The sequence below is a fragment of the [Limnothrix rosea] IAM M-220 genome (assembly GCF_001904615.1).
Classification (GTDB): domain Bacteria; phylum Cyanobacteriota; class Cyanobacteriia; order Cyanobacteriales; family MRBY01; genus MRBY01.
Map to the genome: position 1 here is coordinate 88044 of NZ_MRBY01000005.1, position 15933 is coordinate 103976.

Here is a 15933-nt window from a genome sequence, read left to right on the forward strand (position 1 = left end):
CTAATATTTCAATTGCAAAGACCACTTTTTGAGACTGCCTGTATCGCTAGGGCTGAGATCAAGCACCCACAATGTCCATTCCCCTGTGATGTCGAGATTCATCAACTGTTTCAGGCTGGGAGTATTAACTGGTGTGTAAGTTTTATAGAGATAATCGCGGCTGCCGAGGCTGCGGTTTTGCAATAAGAAAACATTGCCATTCGGGGAACGGAGATGAACTTCCACATCGCCGAGATATTCATGTTCAATTTCAACCGTGACGGAAATATCTCGAATGCGCCCCTGTTCGACAAAGGCCACAAGGCTGGTAATCCCTTCCTCTGTGCCGTCAGGAATTTCTAGCTCAAGATCGTTTGTTTGTTCCAAAACAAATTCGGGTTCTTCTACATCGACAAAGCGATTTGCCGCCGCTTCTACCGCACGACGGGCATTAATCTTGCCATAGCCAAACCAGCGGGAATGCCCTAAGGCATCGTAGGTTCCTAGCTGTAAACCTAGTTGGCGATCGCGGGATTTATCGACAATTTTGTCGGCCGTATGTTCCAGAATTTCTTTCACCTCAGTTGCCGACAACATGGGATTGACGGATAACACCAGAGCAGCCGCCCCCGCCACCAATGGACAAGCACTAGATGTCCCCCCAAAGTCACGGGTAAAGTGGCCTGCACTATAGCCCAGCTCACCCATTGTGTCTGTGCTTAGAATGCCATTGCCAGCAAGATTTTCCTGCACTTCTGGAGCCGTAGGTAAATAGCCATGTTCCGCAAACCACATCGCAGGCGGCGCATTATTACTCGGCGCGCAAACAGAAATTTCAGATCCCCAATTGCTATAAACGGCTTTTTGATTTTGGCTAGTACAAGCACTGACGGCGATCGCATCGGGATGAGTGGCGTAACCATTGAGCCAAGCAGTGGGGCCATAAAGCATTTTGTTATGCCAGCCCCGCTCATAAATTGTGCCGTCTAGGGGGCGATTAGCATTACCCGCCGCAAAGACGACCACACAGCCTTTACCGTCTCGTCCAACCGTTGCTGCATAATGAATTGCCGCATTTTGCCGAAGAGATAACGGAAAATGAACCGCCGCCGCGTTCCAGCTACAGGAAATCACATCTGCTCCCTTATCTACCGCCCAGAGAAAGAGCGACTCAATGGAATCATCGTCAAGGTAACCTGTCGTTTTGAGAGGCATTAAAGCGCAATCAGGGGCAACACCCACAATCCCCGTCCCTGTTTCTTCAGCTACGGCGAGACCTGCGCAGGCCGTCCCATGACTCTCTTGATCATGTTCTGGGGTCGGCAAAAAATCGTTATCACCAAAATCGTAGGGCGCAACAATTTTTCCTTGTCCCTGAAAATCGGGATGGTTTAAGTCAACGGCATCGTCCATCACAGCCACCACAATGGAGCGATCGCCCTTCGTATATTCCCAAGCCCCAACCGCATCAATACCTTGGGGTTGCTCTGGCTGATCAGGATTTGGCTCGTGGAGATACCATTGTTCCGAAAATAAAGTATCTGTTGGCAGTTCGATGCTAAGGGATTCTTGAGGCAAAATAACATTCGCTTCCGCCACATTAATTCCCGATAAAGCCCGTAATTGATTCGCTAATTTAATCGGATTTGCCGTTGTCTCCTTCGTAAGCTCGTAGATAAATGTATTTTCTAAACCCAATACCGGACGAATTAGTTTTAAATTATGGCGATCGCCGAAACCTCGATGCTCATGGGAAGATAAATTTTGAGCAAACTGAATCGTAATCTGATTTGTGAGGTAAACAAAACTATCAATCGAATAAGCAAGCTGGTAGACATGACTGGCAAATAAAATCTCATCACTCTGTCGCGCCGCCGCCAAAACCGTTTCCAAATCCTCCGGCGGCACAATCACCTCCTGCATCAAAAAATCTTTGCCGACAAGAGACAACGGACGATACATTAGACCCGGAACAATTTCGAGTAGGTCAACATCTTGATCTCGAAACGCAACGGTCAGACGATCATCTAATTTGTGCAATAAAAGTTCTGCCTGTCCCCGTTGTAAAATAAGACCTTGTTGTGGCGTTACCTCTGGTGCTGCCATAGCCTAAACCCTCTCCTTGACCATCCCTGCGTGGGATCGAGATGTACATTCAACCGTTACCCTATCAAATCATCGCTTGACGAGAATTATGAAAGCAACCAACATCCTTCGTTTGATCCCACTCGTTAGTTTGGCAATGGGGTGTTCTTTGGCAATTATGCCACCGATTTTGGCTCAGTCTGAACCGACCCAACAAAACTTAAGTGAACTGCGTCCCCTCCAAACTGGTGACAGTATTTTGAGCATGGCTGGTGGTTCTTCGCTCATGGATGAGGCGATCGCCGCCATCTCAGACAAAGACTACGAAATCGCCGTCGAGCGACTACAAGAAGCCCGCCAAATCTTTAACCAACTATCCAATTTCCATATCGACATCGCCAATAGCTTCCAAGGAATTGACAACAGCGTCTACGATGCAGAACGTCGCGCTGCCATCGAAGCAGGAGATATGCGCGACACCGCAACCTATCGCCTTGCCCTTGTTCATCGCGTCCAAGGTAAACCAGAGCTTTCCGTACCACTATTGATTCAGGTGATTCGCTCCCAGAGCCCCGCCAGTGATCTCGGCTCAAAATCATACAAACAGCTCTACGAGCTAGGATTTGTTAGCAACGAATTCGAGCAACCGCAGTTCTAACTTCACCTAAATAACAAGACAAACCAACTAAATCTACTGCCGCCAAAAGAGAGCATCTACCACAAACAACAAAAGGGAAAGATCTGATCATCCTTCCCCCAGTTGATGTTTGAAAATACTACCAAATAAAATCTCTTATTCTTTCAAATACTTCTAACCCGTGAAACTAAAAAGTACTTGTCAAAAACTATTTAAAAGAAAGCTCCCCTCTCACTAGGGCATACTCTAAATCCTTAAGAGCAGACAGCGACTGCTTCGTCATGGGAGTGCGCCACAACAGCCGGTCAATTTGTTGCTCTTCTTCTGAAGACATCTGCCCCGAATCTAAAACTCGCTGTATTTTTTGTAAAAGTTCATTCATTTCCATACTCCCTACGTGGATTTCATATACATAAACAATTGGAAACCATTTATTCTAATCTCAGAATAGCTAGTATCAATGAGGTAGAAAGCAGCCGCACCATTGATAACTCTTATTTTAGGCAAACACTGAAAAGCAACTTGTTAGAAGTATGTCTTTCGCAATGTTTCTTGATTAATGATTGCACTTCTCTATGTTTGCGATACTTGTCTAACAAAACATATTTTTCAAGAAAAATACCAACATCACTCTCTATGCATCACTTGATTTTTTATAGCAAACCGGGTTGCCATCTCTGTGAAGGCTTACAGGAAAAATTAACTCGGATTAAAAACCTTTCATTGCAAATAGAAGTGCGTGACATTACAAAAAATGTCGAATGGTTTGAAAAATATCAATATGAAATTCCTGTTCTCACTATCGAAAAAAATGGGTCAGAGATGACATTACCAAGATTTTCTCCCCGTGCATCTTCCGAAAAAATTGCTCAGAAATTGAGTATGTACCTAGAGTAAAAATGAGGGTTCGATCCATCATCTAAATCTCAACAATGGGTTATGAAAATTAAATCAAACTAGATGGATCTAGCTTGGTAATTAGACCGCGTGCAATGTCATTTTCAAGGCGAAGCCGCGAAATGTGGACATCATCCCCTAGGGAGGTGTCGAGAAATATTTGCCTCAACTCCTGGGCTTGATGCGGACTGATATAGTGGGTGCTGTAAATTTGTTGAAGCAACTCATTAAAATATTCAGGCATTGTTCCGAGTTCATTTGCATTTTTCAAGTTGACAGTCTGCCATATTTAAATAGAAACAGAGTTAACTTTTGTACAAATTTTTACTATGTTCGGTATTTACAAGTGTATTGTCTCTTTTTTTATGCTGACATCAGTAATTTAGCGGAAGTGAGTTTTTTCTAAAGTTTTATTTTATTTTCTATAAAAATATAATTAGAAAAAGATGCTTTGGTTATTTTGTTTCTTGCATTTTTAGTGCAAGCTTAGTGCGTTATGAAGTTCATATTTTTTATGGAATCTCAGGGTTTACGTCCTTTGGCTGGCATTCAATGTATTGAAGTGAAGAGGAAATGCAAGCTACATCAATTGAAAATAAATAACTAAAAGACACTGAATGCAAATGTGCTGATGAGGCCAGTTCCTAAGATACTAGCAATGGTTAAACCAATCGGATTTGAGTGGTGCTGCTGGGCTTTGCGGCGCGATCGCCCTCTGAGAAAACCATAAATGTGGGGCGCACCGAGAAAGAAAAATAACAATGCCAACAGATCTGCTTCTTCACGACCTTGGGCTTGGGAAGAAAAATTTTGTTGAGTATCCATAAAAATCTCCAAGTAAAATGTGCTGGTAGCTAGCAAAATCGGCGATCGCCGCTCACCTCTAGGCCACAAACTGTTTGACCGCCCTCACAATTTCTTCAGCTTGAACAGGCTTAGTGATGTAGGCATTCGCACCTTGCTTTAAACCCCATTTTTTATCCATACGCTCAGATTTACTGGAGCAAAGAATAACCGGAATATCAGCGGTAGCTTCGCTTTTCTTCAGTTCACGACAAAAACCATAGCCACTTTTTCCCGGTAAAACAACATCTAAAACAATGCCGTCAATGGCGACATTTTGCTGCTCAATTAACGCTTGGCCAGCTTCAGCAGTGGTCACATTAATGATGTCAAAGCCATATTCTTCAAGATGTGTTCGTAAAATATGGGTATCAACCGGGTTGTCTTCAATAATTAAAAGCGTCGGCATAGTTTACTGTCTCCGAAAAATGAGTTGGAATAAAAAATTAACCACAATCCGTGCTTTCTAAAGGCTTGATATGATCACCTATCGAAATCAACTCAGTGATGGAGCGCTAGTACCAAAGCAAGATTTAACATTGCGAACTTGATATTGATGATAGTTGCGCTCTCTTAAATGTAACAGAATGTAACGACCCTCTCAGGTGATAAAGTCAGCAAAATACTGTGACAAAGATCACTCTGGGTTAGAGAATGAGCCTGTTTTTTGGTAGATAACGTGAGTTTTGCTTAAGCATGCTCGGAAGTATGACGCGGTGAATGGGAGAGCGAGAGATCGGGAGATGTTTCTATGCAAACAATCCNTACTAGCTTTCAAAAAATGCAAATTTTCGTGGCTTCCCCGTGTCTTTCCCTCTCCGTGTCTCCTTTTCTCTAAAGAATTTTGGCTACATTCTTATCCATAACTGACGTTAGATAGGCAAAGAATTAAGCTTAAAGGGAGCTGGCAAGGTAGCCATGTAGCGCTGAAAAGCTGTGTCTTCGTTGCATTTTGCTCTTTTGTCAATGAAAATATGGGGTCTGAGGTCACACCAGAGAATTTGTAACTGTCAATTAAAATAAATGGATAGACAGCTGCATGTTTGCGAAATTTGTAATCTACTCACAAGGATGTATCGATAGCGTTATTTTTGAACTTGGGATATTCCTTTATGTGGTTGTTTCTTTTTTCTGTCCTACAGAGTAGTCGCCAATGATGCACGGTCTTGTCAATGTTAGTTATGAAGCGATGCTACGGCTGGTCATTGAGACAGACCAACAAAAGCGACATGGTATAGATGCAATCATAAACACGACATTTGGCGGCTTTCTGGGATTGCCGCAATCGATGATTCACAGGCTAGATCTGTCGCTGTTTTCTCAGGATTCGTCTCAGTCTAGTCATGAAAATTTCTATCAAGTAACGGTACTTTGGGATAATGAACGCCGTTTGATTCCGGTCAGTGTGGTTGTGGGCGACCCGGTGGTTGGTATGGGGTTGTTGCAGGGATACTCGTTGCAGATTCAAGTGACACAACATGGCATTGTTACGGTGGATCGCATTCGCTGATGGTTTAGTCTAAGTGATTCAAATCTAAGTGTTCAAATAAGCAAAAAAAGAGCCTAGCCCTGAAGGACTTAGCTCATGAAGTTTGATTTTGGACGAAGGGTGTTTTATTTTGCGGGATCTAACGTCAGTTTGGGTTAAGGAGTTATCTGAATACCTTGAAGACATGGGGACATTGGGATAGGGAGACACGGAGAGGGGGAGATACGGGACATCAACGGACACCCGCATTAGAATTGTTTGAATGAAAAATCGCCCCATCCCTCGCTCTCCCTTTCGCCGCGTCATCATTCCAGACCATGCTTAAACCGAACTCAGGTGGGATCTAGTTTGGCGATCGCCGCTTCCATTTCAGCAGCAACCTTAGCTTCGAGAGCCGCCGAATCCGTTTCCATGTACACACGCATCAAAGGCTCAGTGCCAGAAGGACGCAGGAGCACCCAGCTACCATTTTCGAGGTAAAGCTTAACGCCATCCTTAAGACCAACTTCTTTGACGGCTAAACCTGCAACAGTGGCGGGCGGAGTGGATTTATAGAAATCAAGGGCCGCTTTTTTATGATCTTCTTCGAGGTGGAGATCTAAACGCTTATTAAATAGAGGGCCGTCTGCTTCCGAAATTGCTTCCGCAACGAGTTGGGACAAGGGTTTCCCTTCGTAGGCGATCGCCTCAGCCACAAGCATGTCAGCCAGAATGCCATCTTTCTCAGGAATGTGACCCAATACACTCAGACCACCAGACTCTTCACCACCGATGAGGACATCAGTTTCACGCATCTTTTGACCGATGTATTTAAAACCCACCGCAGTTTCATAAATATCAATGCCATACTGCGCCGCCACATTATCAAGAAGGTGAGTTGTCGCAACAGTACGCACAATTGCACCCTTTTGACCCTTATTTTTATAGAGGTGACGGGCAAGGAGTAAAAGGACAGTATTAGGCGTTAAAACATTGCCCAGCTCATCCACAATACCAAAGCGATCACTGTCACCATCGGTCGCCATACCGATATCCGCACCATCAGCCTTAACCTCATCAATCAAGCCAACCAGTTGAGAACCCTTAGGCTCAGGCATCCCACCACCAAACAATACATCACGGGTAGTGTTAAAAGACTCAGTCTCACAACCACAGTGGGCCAGCACTTCATCAAGGTAACCCCGGGAAGTGGAATAGAGAGCATCGTACTTAACCTTGAGACCAGCAGAACGAATACGTTCTACGTCTAACAAGGTATAAATAAACTTCAAATATTCAGGCTTCGGATCAAAGCGGCTAATCTTATCGCTATTTTTGCCAGAAGGCATGTCATCGGCAGAACTGGCGATATTTGCCACAATGGTATCCGTAATTTCAGGAGTCGCAGGCCCCGCATAGTCCGGAATATATTTGATGCCACAGTAGGGGGCAGGGTTATGGCTGGCCGTAAACATCAAAGCCCCAGCCGAGTTTAAAAACTTTGCATTGTAAGCAATGACAGGCGTTGGACAATCGCGTTCCACGACTTTCACTGTCCAGCCAAGATCCGCGAGTACTTCTGCTGCAGTTTGGGCAAACTCATCCGCAAAAAAACGGGTGTCATAGGCAATTAAGACGGGACGATCTTTAGCGTAGGCCGTCTCTAGATAGCTGGCGATCGCCCGAGTGACCTTACAAACATTCGCGAAAGTAAAATCATCGGCGATAATGCCACGCCAACCGTCAGTGCCAAACTTAATCGGAGGATTGCTTGCGATACTCATGGATTAAAAATTGAGATTATTAAAAAATCACCATTATCTTATCCGGATGCGGGAAACTTCTTTGGCGCTTTTTTTTACAAAATTGACTCTAGAAGGCTCATTTTCCCAATGTATTAGATATTATTGAGTTTATACTGACCCAATACAGTAAAAAGTAATAGGCGAAAGCTGTCATATGTAACCATTAGGCGGCGCGATTTTGTCTAAACTTACTTTAGAATTAACACTATTTAGCAGTAACCTCCATCATCGAGGAGTCGTAAAGCACCGTGGCAACAACAGATAACTTTCAAGAAACCCCAACCCAGAGTACCGAGCAGCTCCAGCAAGAACTGCAACTGCGAGATCAGTTGGTGCAACAACTCTCCCAAGAGCTTTTTCGTTTAGTAAAGGGCAACGACGAATTTACACCCCAGCCTGAATTTTCGGAGCGCCACCAGGCAGAATTACGCCTCCTGCGTGAACAGCTCCAAGAAGTAGAACAGCAGGTTTCCTTTTACCAAGAGCAGCTCACCCAAAAGGATCAAGAGATCTACCAACTGCGTCAATCTGTCCAAGAGTTGAGCGATCGTAGCCGGATGTTAGAGCAAGTGGTTCAAGAATTGCCACAGATTTACCGCCAGAAATTTGCTGAAAGAATGGCTACCGTTCGCGATAGAGTAGAGAAGCTGCAAAACGAGAATCGTCAGCTCCATGCAGAGTTACAAAGCGTCAGTTATCGCTTAGCAGTGAAAAATCGTCGTCATAGCCTGTCTGAGATTGAACTACCCACATTTAACCCCAAAGGCGGCAGCCACATTCCAACCTTCGGAACTGTCTAAGGTTGTTATTCTCGTCAATGCTGACCTAAAACATTCCGGTAAATTAATCTCCGCCTCCCCTGTAACGGAGCGAATGATTAGGGCTTTTGAAAAAGCGATTCTCGCGGATTTTCCTGAGATAGAAATAAATATTGTGACACCTGCCATGGTGCGCTACCACAATTTTCCTCAGGAGGACGGCATCTTAGTTTGTCCGCTGACGATTGATTTACCGGAACGTTTACCCTTTGATCAGCATCAATTGTTTCAAGCTTGTCGGGATATTGACGCTCGTCGTGCATGGGTTCTCGAAAATACAACCCACAAGACGGGTGGCCATAGCTTCCTAGGCGATCATTGGCTGCCGATTATTTATAATCCTCAAGGGTCTTTATGTGGTGCCGTGATTGGTGAAGGGGTTATGCCAAATTCCTATCATCAGCCGACAAATTTGGGAAAAGAAGAGCAAAAAGCATTATCTCAGTTGGGATTCCAGCTATTGGAATCCATTGCGGCATCACCCGGTGTGTATTTGATGCAATTCGGGTATTCGTCTAATAAAGAAATTCTTTTTGATCGTTTGTGGCCATTCCCTGCAGCGCCGGCGATCGCCAGCTTAGTACCGCAACAGACTGATTTATTTGCTTGCCATTGGCGTTGTTTAATTCACCAGCCAGTGACAGATATCGTCAATGCTAGTGGGCTCGTTTCATCGTAAATATCAGAAAATTCTGACTCTTGGAACGTTAGGGTGAATAACTGTCAAAAAATCCAACAAAACGTCTCAATTTAAGGCGCTTATCCTCTGTTGTCCCTGAAAATGAAGCCACGTAATGTTCGGTTTATATTTGTCAGTCGAGATAAAGATACGCTATGACCTCATCAAAAAAAATAGGTATTCTCACAAGTGGTGGGGATTGTTCTGGTTTGAATGCAGCAATTCGAGCTGTGACTCACTGTGCTGAAAGTGTTTACGGTTGGGAAGTGATCGGTATTTGCCGGGCCACACGCGGTTTGTTAAATCAGCCGCCAGATGTCATGAAGCTCACGACATCGCAAGTGGATAATTGGCTGACCATGGGGGGAACGATGCTCGGCACGACGAATAAGGGTAATCCTTTTTCTTTTCCCATGGAAGATGGTACGAGATGTGATCGTTCCCAAGAAATTATTGATAATTACCATAGTCTTGGTTTAGATGCCCTCATTGGTATTGGTGGTGATGGCAGTTTGGCAATTCTCCACAAGCTGGCAAAGCAGGGCAATATTAATTTTGTTGGGATTCCCAAAACTATTGACAATGACGTTAGCGTTACAGAAAAGTCTATTGGCTTTGAGTCAGCGGTCAATATTGCGACGGAAGCTCTTGATCGTCTACATTTCACGGCTGCTAGTCATGAGCGGGTGATGATTGTGGAGGTGATGGGTCGGGATGCTGGGCATATTGCGATTAATGCGGGTATTGCTGGTGGTGCTCATGTCGTGCTTATTCCAGAGATTGATTATGATCTTAAAATGGTTTGTGATTTTATCTGCGATCGCCAAAATTCCGGTAATAATTACACACTCGTAGTTGTTTCTGAAGCGGTTTGTACGGAAAGTGGGCAAACATTACAAAAAGAATTGCAATTTGGGGAATGTCGTCTTGGCGGTATTGGTCAATATTTAGCCGATAAAGTGGCGGCAAAAACAGGTTCTGAAACACGTGTTACTGTATTAGGCCATATTCAGCGGGGCGGTACAGCTTCACCTTTGGATCGGTTGCTCGCTTCGGCTTTTGGTGTGGCGGCGGTGAACTTAATTGCGGAAGAAAAGTTTGATCGGATGGTGACTTGGGAGCAGGGTCAGGTTTCTAGTGTGCCTATTTCTGAGGCGATTAAGACCTATCGTACGGTTAATCCAGAGGGGACATTGGTCAAAACAGCGCGCGGCCTTGGGATTTGTCTCGGCGATCGCCCATTGTCAGGGAAGGTTAATCGGTTGGAACGTCAGCTCCAAGGAATGGCCTAAGGTCTATTTGCTTTAAACCTTGGGGTGATTGTTCCTCTGCGATAGGAGCGGCGATCGCCCCATGATCTTCAAGCGAGGGAGCGGCACTGAATGGCTGTAGGTCAATCGTAAACTGCTCAAAAAACCTTTGCGGCTCAATATTTGGCTTCAAAATCAATAAATTAGAACAGTTGTCAGATGTTTGTTTAGCCGTTTGAACGCAAACAGCATAGCGATTGGGCGTTGCCGGATTTTGGCGGTAGCGCAACGTTGCCAATCCCGCAGAAAAATGGGCATCTAGGATATTTGCCACAGTTTGACAGCGTCGGTCTGGGGTCGTGTCGCCCTCTACGCCTGTGACAAGACGCAACCATGGCTGACTGTTATTTTGCTGAAATAAAACTGTCCACAATACTTCCCCACTCTTCGGTTCAAGTTTTTTCTCACAAATAAATTGGCGGGGTTTGAGAACATTTCGACCCATTTTTTGGCTGCTTCCCCAAATTAAAATGGTCGTAGTAAGGGCGATCGCCGCTACACCAAACAAGAGTAATCGATAGGGTTCTAAGGTAGCGGGTTTAGTCATGTGAAAAAAATGAGAGTGTAGCAAAAAACAGTTTAGTTCAAGATAAAAAAACTGGTGGCGATCGCCCTAAACTCCATAGAGCTCAAAATTATTGAAAACTAAAAAACCAGCCTCCAAATCTTGGCGCTGGTTGCGATCGAATTGAGTTTTTGACTATTTCGCAATGGGCTATCAACCTAATTTCTAGTAAGGCAATTGAGAATAAGCCGCTTGGGAAATAGTCGGTAGCTCTGCATATTTACCGAGGACAGACTGGGTCATTGCATAAAAACAAGCAACCAAAGTTCCAAGGAATGCCACATTAGAAAGAGTTTCAATGAGAATACCGCCACCACCAACACCGAACAACCGAATCAAAATGCCTAAAAGCACTAAGCCAATATCAATCAAAATTGCCTGGAGCGTATTGAAGCGAATAAAGTGGCTAATATTCGTATTACGGACGACAGCACTATAGAGAATAAAGAAAATAATCAGTCCAGCAAAGGGAAAAGAGTAGATAGCAAGCAATGGCTGCAACGGAATATAAATAATGCCGAGGAGCGGAAACTTCGATAGAAAAGGAAGTCCCAGAGGCAAAGCATAAACAATGGGCAAAAGATAAGGCAGTGCCCCAAATAAACGATCCGTTGGTTCAGTGGTCGTGGACATAAGATTATTTATCGTTTGTATTGAGATGGTTATTACTCTATTTTACCTATGGGGTCATTAATCTCGCATGGCGATCATTTTTAGAATTCTGACCAGATATAAAGCGTAAAAAAATAGATAAATTCGGTGAATATGCCCCATGGCATAAACAAAAAGGAGTAGAATTATTAAAATTTGTTAACCTTTATTATCTATCTAATGCAAACATCAGTTCGTCCAGAAGGAAGCGGAGAATCTGCTAGACAGGATCTGCCATTCACACTTAAGGATGTTAAAGCTGCGATTCCAGAATATTGTTTTCAGCCTTCAGCGTTTCGCTCCCTTGCCTATTTTTTCCTCGACATTGGCATTATCGCCGGACTTTATGCGATCGCCGCATATATAGATTCTTGGTTGTTTTATCCTATTTTTTGGTTTGCTCAGGGCACGATGTTCTGGGCATTATTTGTGGTTGGGCATGATTGTGGTCATGGCTCCTTTTCAAAATCCAAGTTACTCAACAACATCATTGGTCACTTGAGCCACGCTCCGATTTTAGTGCCGTTCCATGGTTGGCGCATTTCCCACCGGACACACCACTCCAATACAGGTAATATCGACACAGACGAAAGTTGGTATCCCATTAATGAGTCAAAGTACGACGAAATGAGCTTTCCGGAGAAGCTAGTTCGCTTCTACGCGCCTTTAATTGCTTATCCGGTCTATCTTTTTAAGCGTTCTCCTAGCCGTGCTGGTGGTTCTCATTTTGTGCCTAGTAGCCCTTTGTTCAAGCCCAGTGAAAAGAATGACATTCTAGTCAGCACTGCTTCGCTCTTGGCAATGGTCGCATTTTTAGGATGGTTTACACTCCAATTTGGGGCGATCGCCTTCTTCAAGTTTTACTTTGTCCCCTACGCAATTTTTGTTGTGTGGCTTGACCTTGTTACTTATCTTCACCACACCGAAGATGATATTCCTTGGTACCGTGGCGACAACTGGTATTACCTCAAAGGTGCGTTATCGACCATTGACCGTGACTATGGCATTTTTAATAACATTCACCATAATATTGGTACCCATGTTGTTCACCATATTTTCCACACTATTCCCCACTACCATCTGAAGGATGCAACGGAAGCGGTGAAACCTCTCCTTGGCGACTACTATCGCGTTAGCCATGAGCCAATTTTGAAAAGCTTCTTTAAATCTCAAAAAGCCTGTCACTACGTTCCAGATACAGGTGCAGAAGTTTATTACAAACCTTCTAAATAGCGATTTACCATGCGCCGTTTCACTATGAATTTTGATGTGAATTAATCGGAGTTGAGAAACGCGTACAATTAATATTCAAATTTAAGAGCTAATCAATCCCTTGTATTGTTGAATACTAGGGATTTTTTTGTGATCAAATATGTTGTGGTGTGGATCGTGATCAATAAATTCTCGCCAAAATTTGTCAAGCAACAATATCTAACTCACGCTGCAATAACTCCATCGATTGCTCGCTAATGTAATTTTTACAAGGCAAAACGTTGGGTTTGCGAATCAAATCTTCCCGCGCTGCTTGAATCGCCTGTTCTAAAAGGGGAGTGCTGGCTGGATCGCAAATAATGGTTTGGCTAGAACGCACTAAAGCATTTAGACGACGGCGATCGCCGGCCTGGGCAGTAAAAACATAGACATCATTGCCACGCAAACTAAAAATAATAATTTCCGCGACCCGCAGAATACCGGGGCTTAAACTCACAATTCCTAAACTGTGTTCTGGCGGTAGCTCTTTAATTAATTTCAGCTCTTCAGTGTAATCATAGAGATCGACTGGAATGACTCGAATCCCTTTGGGTTTGGCGATTTCTTCTGCCTCTTTTGCAAAATAGTGGGTCGTGAGAACTGTACCTGAATGGGTTTGGGCAAGGGTGGCATCCAACTCTTCTAGCGGCACAAGTTGCACAGGTAGGGCGATCGTTTGTTCTAACTCCTGAGCCATTAATTCTCCCGCACCAATATCCTGCAACGGCACTGTCACCACGATCTGTGCACCACAGCGTAAGCGCCAGTCAATTTCTGCCATAAACAGTTCCCGAGCCTGGGAAAGGGTGCAACCTTGATCCAGCAATTGGTCGATGGTGTTGCCAATGAGATTAGATGCTTTGGGATATTTGGCGAGGAGCGGCGATTTTCCCGCATGGACATCTGTAGAACGATTTTCTTTAATGTAGATACCTGATCCTGCAATGGATTCCACCAGGCCTAGTTCTTCAAGTTGGTGATACACCTTGCTAATGGTATTGCGGTGCAATCCGGTGACCATTTCCAACTGTCGTAAACTGGGTAAGCGTTGTCCTGCTGGGAATTGGCGTGAGGCGATCGCAAACTGAATTTGATCTAGTAGTTGTCGCGAAGCGGGAAGATCACTATCGCTTTGAATATTAAATTGCAACATTATTTGTCGCTGACCCTGCACTCAAAAAAATCACAATGCCATTATCCCCTACGGATTGCCTGACAGATATTACTCAGATCACAGACGAGGCAAACTAAGGCTCAAATCAATACCTAAGATGTTGAGTGACGACGGCGACGACAACGTTCTGAGCAATATTTGACATCATCCCAACATTTTTCCCATTTTTTGCGCCATGTGAAAGGGAGACCGCACACAGCACAGGTTTTGGTCGGGAGATCGGCTTTTTTACGTTGGCGACCCATCTTAGTACATGCGACTCAAGACATAATCGATCAAATCAGTCAAAGCGTCTTTTGATGGAGACGGAGACAAACAAGCTAAACTTTCTAGAGCTAAGCGGCCATGGTGGGCTGCTAATTCTTTTGAACGGCGCACCCCTTCACTATTGCGGACAAGTTCTAATGCTTTTTCTGCATCACCTTCTTCGGCAAATTCACGATCAATGAATTGGGTCAACACAGGGTGCTCTTCCATGGCATACAGTGCTGGGGCTGTAACGTGACCACCAATTAAATCAGAGCCTGCGGGTTTCCCTAAAACTTCTGTTGAGGCTGTGAAATCAAGAATATCATCGACAATTTGAAAGGCTAGACCGAGGTTTCGACCGTAATCGTAGAGGCGATCGCTGATGGTGGAGTCCGTTTCACTGAGAACTGTAGCGGCTTTCGCACTATTGGCAATGAGGGATGCCGTTTTGTAATAGGACTTTTCAAGATAAGTTTCGAGAGTAAGGCTGGTGTCGAAGCGGTTTAAACCCTGCTGAATTTCGCCCTCGGCAAAATCTTTAATAACTTCCGATAAAAGCTTTACTACTGCGAGGTTATCAAGATTAGCGAGATACCAAGAAGACTGAGCAAATAAAAAGTCTCCCGCGAGCACAGCGATGCGATTGTCAAAGAGGCTATTAACGGTCGGTACATTACGGCGTAACGACGCATCATCGACAACATCGTCGTGCACAAGGCTGGCCGTGTGAATCATTTCTGTGATTTCAGCTAAGCGTCGGTGTCGTTGCGTGAGGGGGCGATCGCCTAAAGTGGCCCGGGAAACAAGTAATACAATGGCCGGTCTTACTCGCTTTCCACCGGCTGCAAATAAATGTTCTGCCGCTACTCCAAGAATGGGATGACGTGCACCAATCAAGTTTGTCAGATTCTCACTGAGTTGTTTGAGGTCGGCTTCGACGGGGGTGAAAAGAGTAGTCGCTGAAATCATTATTTAAGCCGCGGGAAACTTGTTAACGAAAATTTACATAGCTATATTGTATTGCAACAGACTCTTTTCAGCAGAAAACTACTTGTTTTTGCGATTTGATCGCCGTTTTTCTAAGGGTAGAATTTTCAAAATTCTTCAAGAAAAAGATAGCAAAAGTCCTGAAATATATGGATTTGCGTGTTATCCTTTAGACATAGGGTCTTAAGTATTTTATTACAATTTGCAAAATCAAGTGAACTGTGGTTTTTATCACATATTGTGTTCCCTAGATGGCGAAATTGTTAGGCTTGGGAAAAGTTGCCTGGAATATAGTGTCTCTTTCTTTTGGTGTGGGGAAGCTATGGTGACTGCTCTTTTCGCAACGTTATATATCTAAGTTATCAATCATTCGGCAGTAGGCTTTTAGCGGTTGTTAAAGGGGTTGCCGATTCAGGATATTTGCATAGCAGATAGCCGGCTTTTGTGTACCTAGAAAATTTTACTAGGATCACGGGCGAGCTGTTTGGGTAATGGCGAAAAGTTTTAGGTGACGATACTCAGCTAACTAAAAAAT

The 15933-nt window shown here is 44.2% G+C and carries 17 protein-coding genes; 7 read left to right on the plus strand and 10 right to left on the minus strand.

What is annotated here, in order from left to right; all coding sequences use genetic code 11:
* Entirely contained in the window at window positions 1-2085 is a 2085-nt protein-coding gene (locus tag NIES208_RS03640) for a S8 family serine peptidase (protein ID WP_075889825.1), read from the minus strand.
* 88 nt (window positions 2086-2173) lie between these two features.
* Between NIES208_RS03640 and NIES208_RS03645 the strand changes: the two genes are divergently transcribed.
* Entirely contained in the window at window positions 2174-2722 is a 549-nt protein-coding gene (locus NIES208_RS03645; RefSeq protein ID WP_075889827.1) for a hypothetical protein, read from the plus strand.
* A gap of 187 nt (window positions 2723-2909) precedes the next feature.
* On the opposite strand, the gene NIES208_RS18840 is transcribed toward NIES208_RS03645, so the two are convergent.
* Window positions 2910-3083: a hypothetical protein gene (locus tag NIES208_RS18840; RefSeq protein WP_171971708.1), complete on the minus strand. Its 174-nt coding sequence runs from the start codon at window positions 3081-3083 to the stop codon at window positions 2910-2912.
* A gap of 254 nt (window positions 3084-3337) precedes the next feature.
* Here NIES208_RS18840 and NIES208_RS03655 point away from each other — a divergent pair, with 254 nt between their 5' ends.
* Window positions 3338-3598 (plus strand): glutaredoxin family protein, encoded by a 261-nt coding sequence (locus NIES208_RS03655; RefSeq protein ID WP_075889831.1) that lies wholly within the window; start codon window positions 3338-3340, stop codon window positions 3596-3598.
* Between the two features lie 603 nt (window positions 3599-4201).
* Here NIES208_RS03655 and NIES208_RS03665 read toward each other — a convergent pair.
* Together NIES208_RS03665 and NIES208_RS03670 are read right to left on the minus strand one after the other, a co-directional pair.
* Window positions 4202-4423: a hypothetical protein gene (locus NIES208_RS03665; RefSeq protein WP_075889835.1), complete on the minus strand. Its 222-nt coding sequence runs from the start codon at window positions 4421-4423 to the stop codon at window positions 4202-4204.
* Between the two features lie 58 nt (window positions 4424-4481).
* Window positions 4482-4850: a response regulator transcription factor gene (locus NIES208_RS03670; protein ID WP_075889837.1), complete on the minus strand. Its 369-nt coding sequence runs from the start codon at window positions 4848-4850 to the stop codon at window positions 4482-4484.
* 879 nt (window positions 4851-5729) lie between these two features.
* On the opposite strand from NIES208_RS03670, the gene NIES208_RS18470 reads away from it, so the two are divergent.
* Window positions 5730-5951: a hypothetical protein gene (locus tag NIES208_RS18470; RefSeq protein ID WP_139324976.1), complete on the plus strand. Its 222-nt coding sequence runs from the start codon at window positions 5730-5732 to the stop codon at window positions 5949-5951.
* A gap of 311 nt (window positions 5952-6262) precedes the next feature.
* Here the strand turns inward: NIES208_RS18470 and NIES208_RS03680 are convergent, their stop codons facing one another.
* The gene (locus NIES208_RS03680) at window positions 6263-7693 is read right to left on the minus strand and encodes a phosphoglucomutase/phosphomannomutase family protein (protein WP_075889841.1); all 1431 of its coding nucleotides are present in this window, start codon (window positions 7691-7693) and stop codon (window positions 6263-6265) included.
* A 269-nt stretch (window positions 7694-7962) separates the two neighbouring features.
* Here NIES208_RS03680 and NIES208_RS03685 point away from each other — a divergent pair, with 269 nt between their 5' ends.
* From NIES208_RS03685 to NIES208_RS03695, 3 genes are all read left to right on the plus strand, one after another.
* Complete coding sequence (locus NIES208_RS03685) at window positions 7963-8514, plus strand: Npun_F5560 family protein (RefSeq protein ID WP_075889843.1); 552 nt, start codon at window positions 7963-7965, stop codon at window positions 8512-8514.
* Window positions 8453-9211: a hypothetical protein gene (locus tag NIES208_RS03690; RefSeq protein WP_084176522.1), complete on the plus strand. Its 759-nt coding sequence runs from the start codon at window positions 8453-8455 to the stop codon at window positions 9209-9211. The genes NIES208_RS03685 and NIES208_RS03690 overlap by 62 nt, the downstream gene beginning before the upstream one ends.
* Window positions 9212-9366: 155 nt before the next feature.
* A complete protein-coding gene (locus NIES208_RS03695) occupies window positions 9367-10503 on the plus strand; it encodes an ATP-dependent 6-phosphofructokinase (RefSeq protein ID WP_075889845.1) in 1137 nt (378 codons plus the stop codon).
* Here NIES208_RS03695 and NIES208_RS03700 read toward each other — a convergent pair.
* On the minus strand, window positions 10466-11068 hold the full coding sequence (locus NIES208_RS03700) for a COP23 domain-containing protein (RefSeq protein ID WP_075889847.1): 603 nt from the start codon (window positions 11066-11068) through the stop codon (window positions 10466-10468). The two genes, NIES208_RS03695 and NIES208_RS03700, sit on opposite strands and share 38 nt — an antisense overlap.
* A gap of 183 nt (window positions 11069-11251) precedes the next feature.
* Window positions 11252-11719, minus strand: a complete 468-nt coding sequence (locus tag NIES208_RS03705; RefSeq protein ID WP_075889849.1) for a Tic20 family protein — start codon at window positions 11717-11719, stop codon at window positions 11252-11254.
* Between the two features lie 198 nt (window positions 11720-11917).
* Between NIES208_RS03705 and NIES208_RS03710 the strand changes: the two genes are divergently transcribed.
* Complete coding sequence (locus tag NIES208_RS03710) at window positions 11918-12970, plus strand: fatty acid desaturase (RefSeq protein WP_075889851.1); 1053 nt, start codon at window positions 11918-11920, stop codon at window positions 12968-12970.
* A gap of 184 nt (window positions 12971-13154) precedes the next feature.
* Here NIES208_RS03710 and NIES208_RS03715 read toward each other — a convergent pair whose 3' ends face one another.
* From NIES208_RS03715 to sds, 3 genes are all read right to left on the minus strand, one after another.
* Entirely contained in the window at window positions 13155-14141 is a 987-nt protein-coding gene (locus tag NIES208_RS03715) for a GntR family transcriptional regulator (protein ID WP_075889853.1), read from the minus strand.
* Window positions 14142-14254: 113 nt separating this feature from the next.
* The gene (locus tag NIES208_RS03720) at window positions 14255-14407 is read right to left on the minus strand and encodes a DUF2256 domain-containing protein (protein ID WP_075889855.1); all 153 of its coding nucleotides are present in this window, start codon (window positions 14405-14407) and stop codon (window positions 14255-14257) included.
* Window position 14408: 1 nt separating this feature from the next.
* A complete protein-coding gene (gene sds, locus NIES208_RS03725; protein WP_075889856.1) occupies window positions 14409-15380 on the minus strand; it encodes a solanesyl diphosphate synthase in 972 nt (323 codons plus the stop codon).
* Window positions 15381-15933: the final 553 nt, after the last annotated feature.

Bases quoted from the DNA above. Each gene is read 5' to 3' on its own strand.
- NIES208_RS03720 (WP_075889855.1), bottom strand. From the start codon at position 14,407: ATGGGTCGCCAACGTAAAAAAGCCGATCTCCCGACCAAAACCTGTGCT.
- NIES208_RS03705 (WP_075889849.1), bottom strand. From the start codon at position 11,719: ATGTCCACGACCACTGAACCAACGGATCGTTTATTTGGGGCACTGCCT.
- NIES208_RS18840 (WP_171971708.1), bottom strand. From the start codon at position 3,083: ATGAATGAACTTTTACAAAAAATACAGCGAGTTTTAGATTCGGGGCAG.
- NIES208_RS03695 (WP_075889845.1), top strand. From the start codon at position 9,367: ATGACCTCATCAAAAAAAATAGGTATTCTCACAAGTGGTGGGGATTGT.
- NIES208_RS03645 (WP_075889827.1), top strand. From the start codon at position 2,174: ATGAAAGCAACCAACATCCTTCGTTTGATCCCACTCGTTAGTTTGGCA.
- NIES208_RS03700 (WP_075889847.1), bottom strand. From the start codon at position 11,068: ATGACTAAACCCGCTACCTTAGAACCCTATCGATTACTCTTGTTTGGT.
- NIES208_RS03715 (WP_075889853.1), bottom strand. From the start codon at position 14,141: ATGTTGCAATTTAATATTCAAAGCGATAGTGATCTTCCCGCTTCGCGA.
- NIES208_RS03670 (WP_075889837.1), bottom strand. From the start codon at position 4,850: ATGCCGACGCTTTTAATTATTGAAGACAACCCGGTTGATACCCATATT.
- NIES208_RS03680 (WP_075889841.1), bottom strand. From the start codon at position 7,693: ATGAGTATCGCAAGCAATCCTCCGATTAAGTTTGGCACTGACGGTTGG.
- NIES208_RS18470 (WP_139324976.1), top strand. From the start codon at position 5,730: ATGATTCACAGGCTAGATCTGTCGCTGTTTTCTCAGGATTCGTCTCAG.
- NIES208_RS03665 (WP_075889835.1), bottom strand. From the start codon at position 4,423: ATGGATACTCAACAAAATTTTTCTTCCCAAGCCCAAGGTCGTGAAGAA.
- NIES208_RS03655 (WP_075889831.1), top strand. From the start codon at position 3,338: ATGCATCACTTGATTTTTTATAGCAAACCGGGTTGCCATCTCTGTGAA.
- NIES208_RS03710 (WP_075889851.1), top strand. From the start codon at position 11,918: ATGCAAACATCAGTTCGTCCAGAAGGAAGCGGAGAATCTGCTAGACAG.
- NIES208_RS03640 (WP_075889825.1), bottom strand. From the start codon at position 2,085: ATGGCAGCACCAGAGGTAACGCCACAACAAGGTCTTATTTTACAACGG.
- sds (WP_075889856.1), bottom strand. From the start codon at position 15,380: ATGATTTCAGCGACTACTCTTTTCACCCCCGTCGAAGCCGACCTCAAA.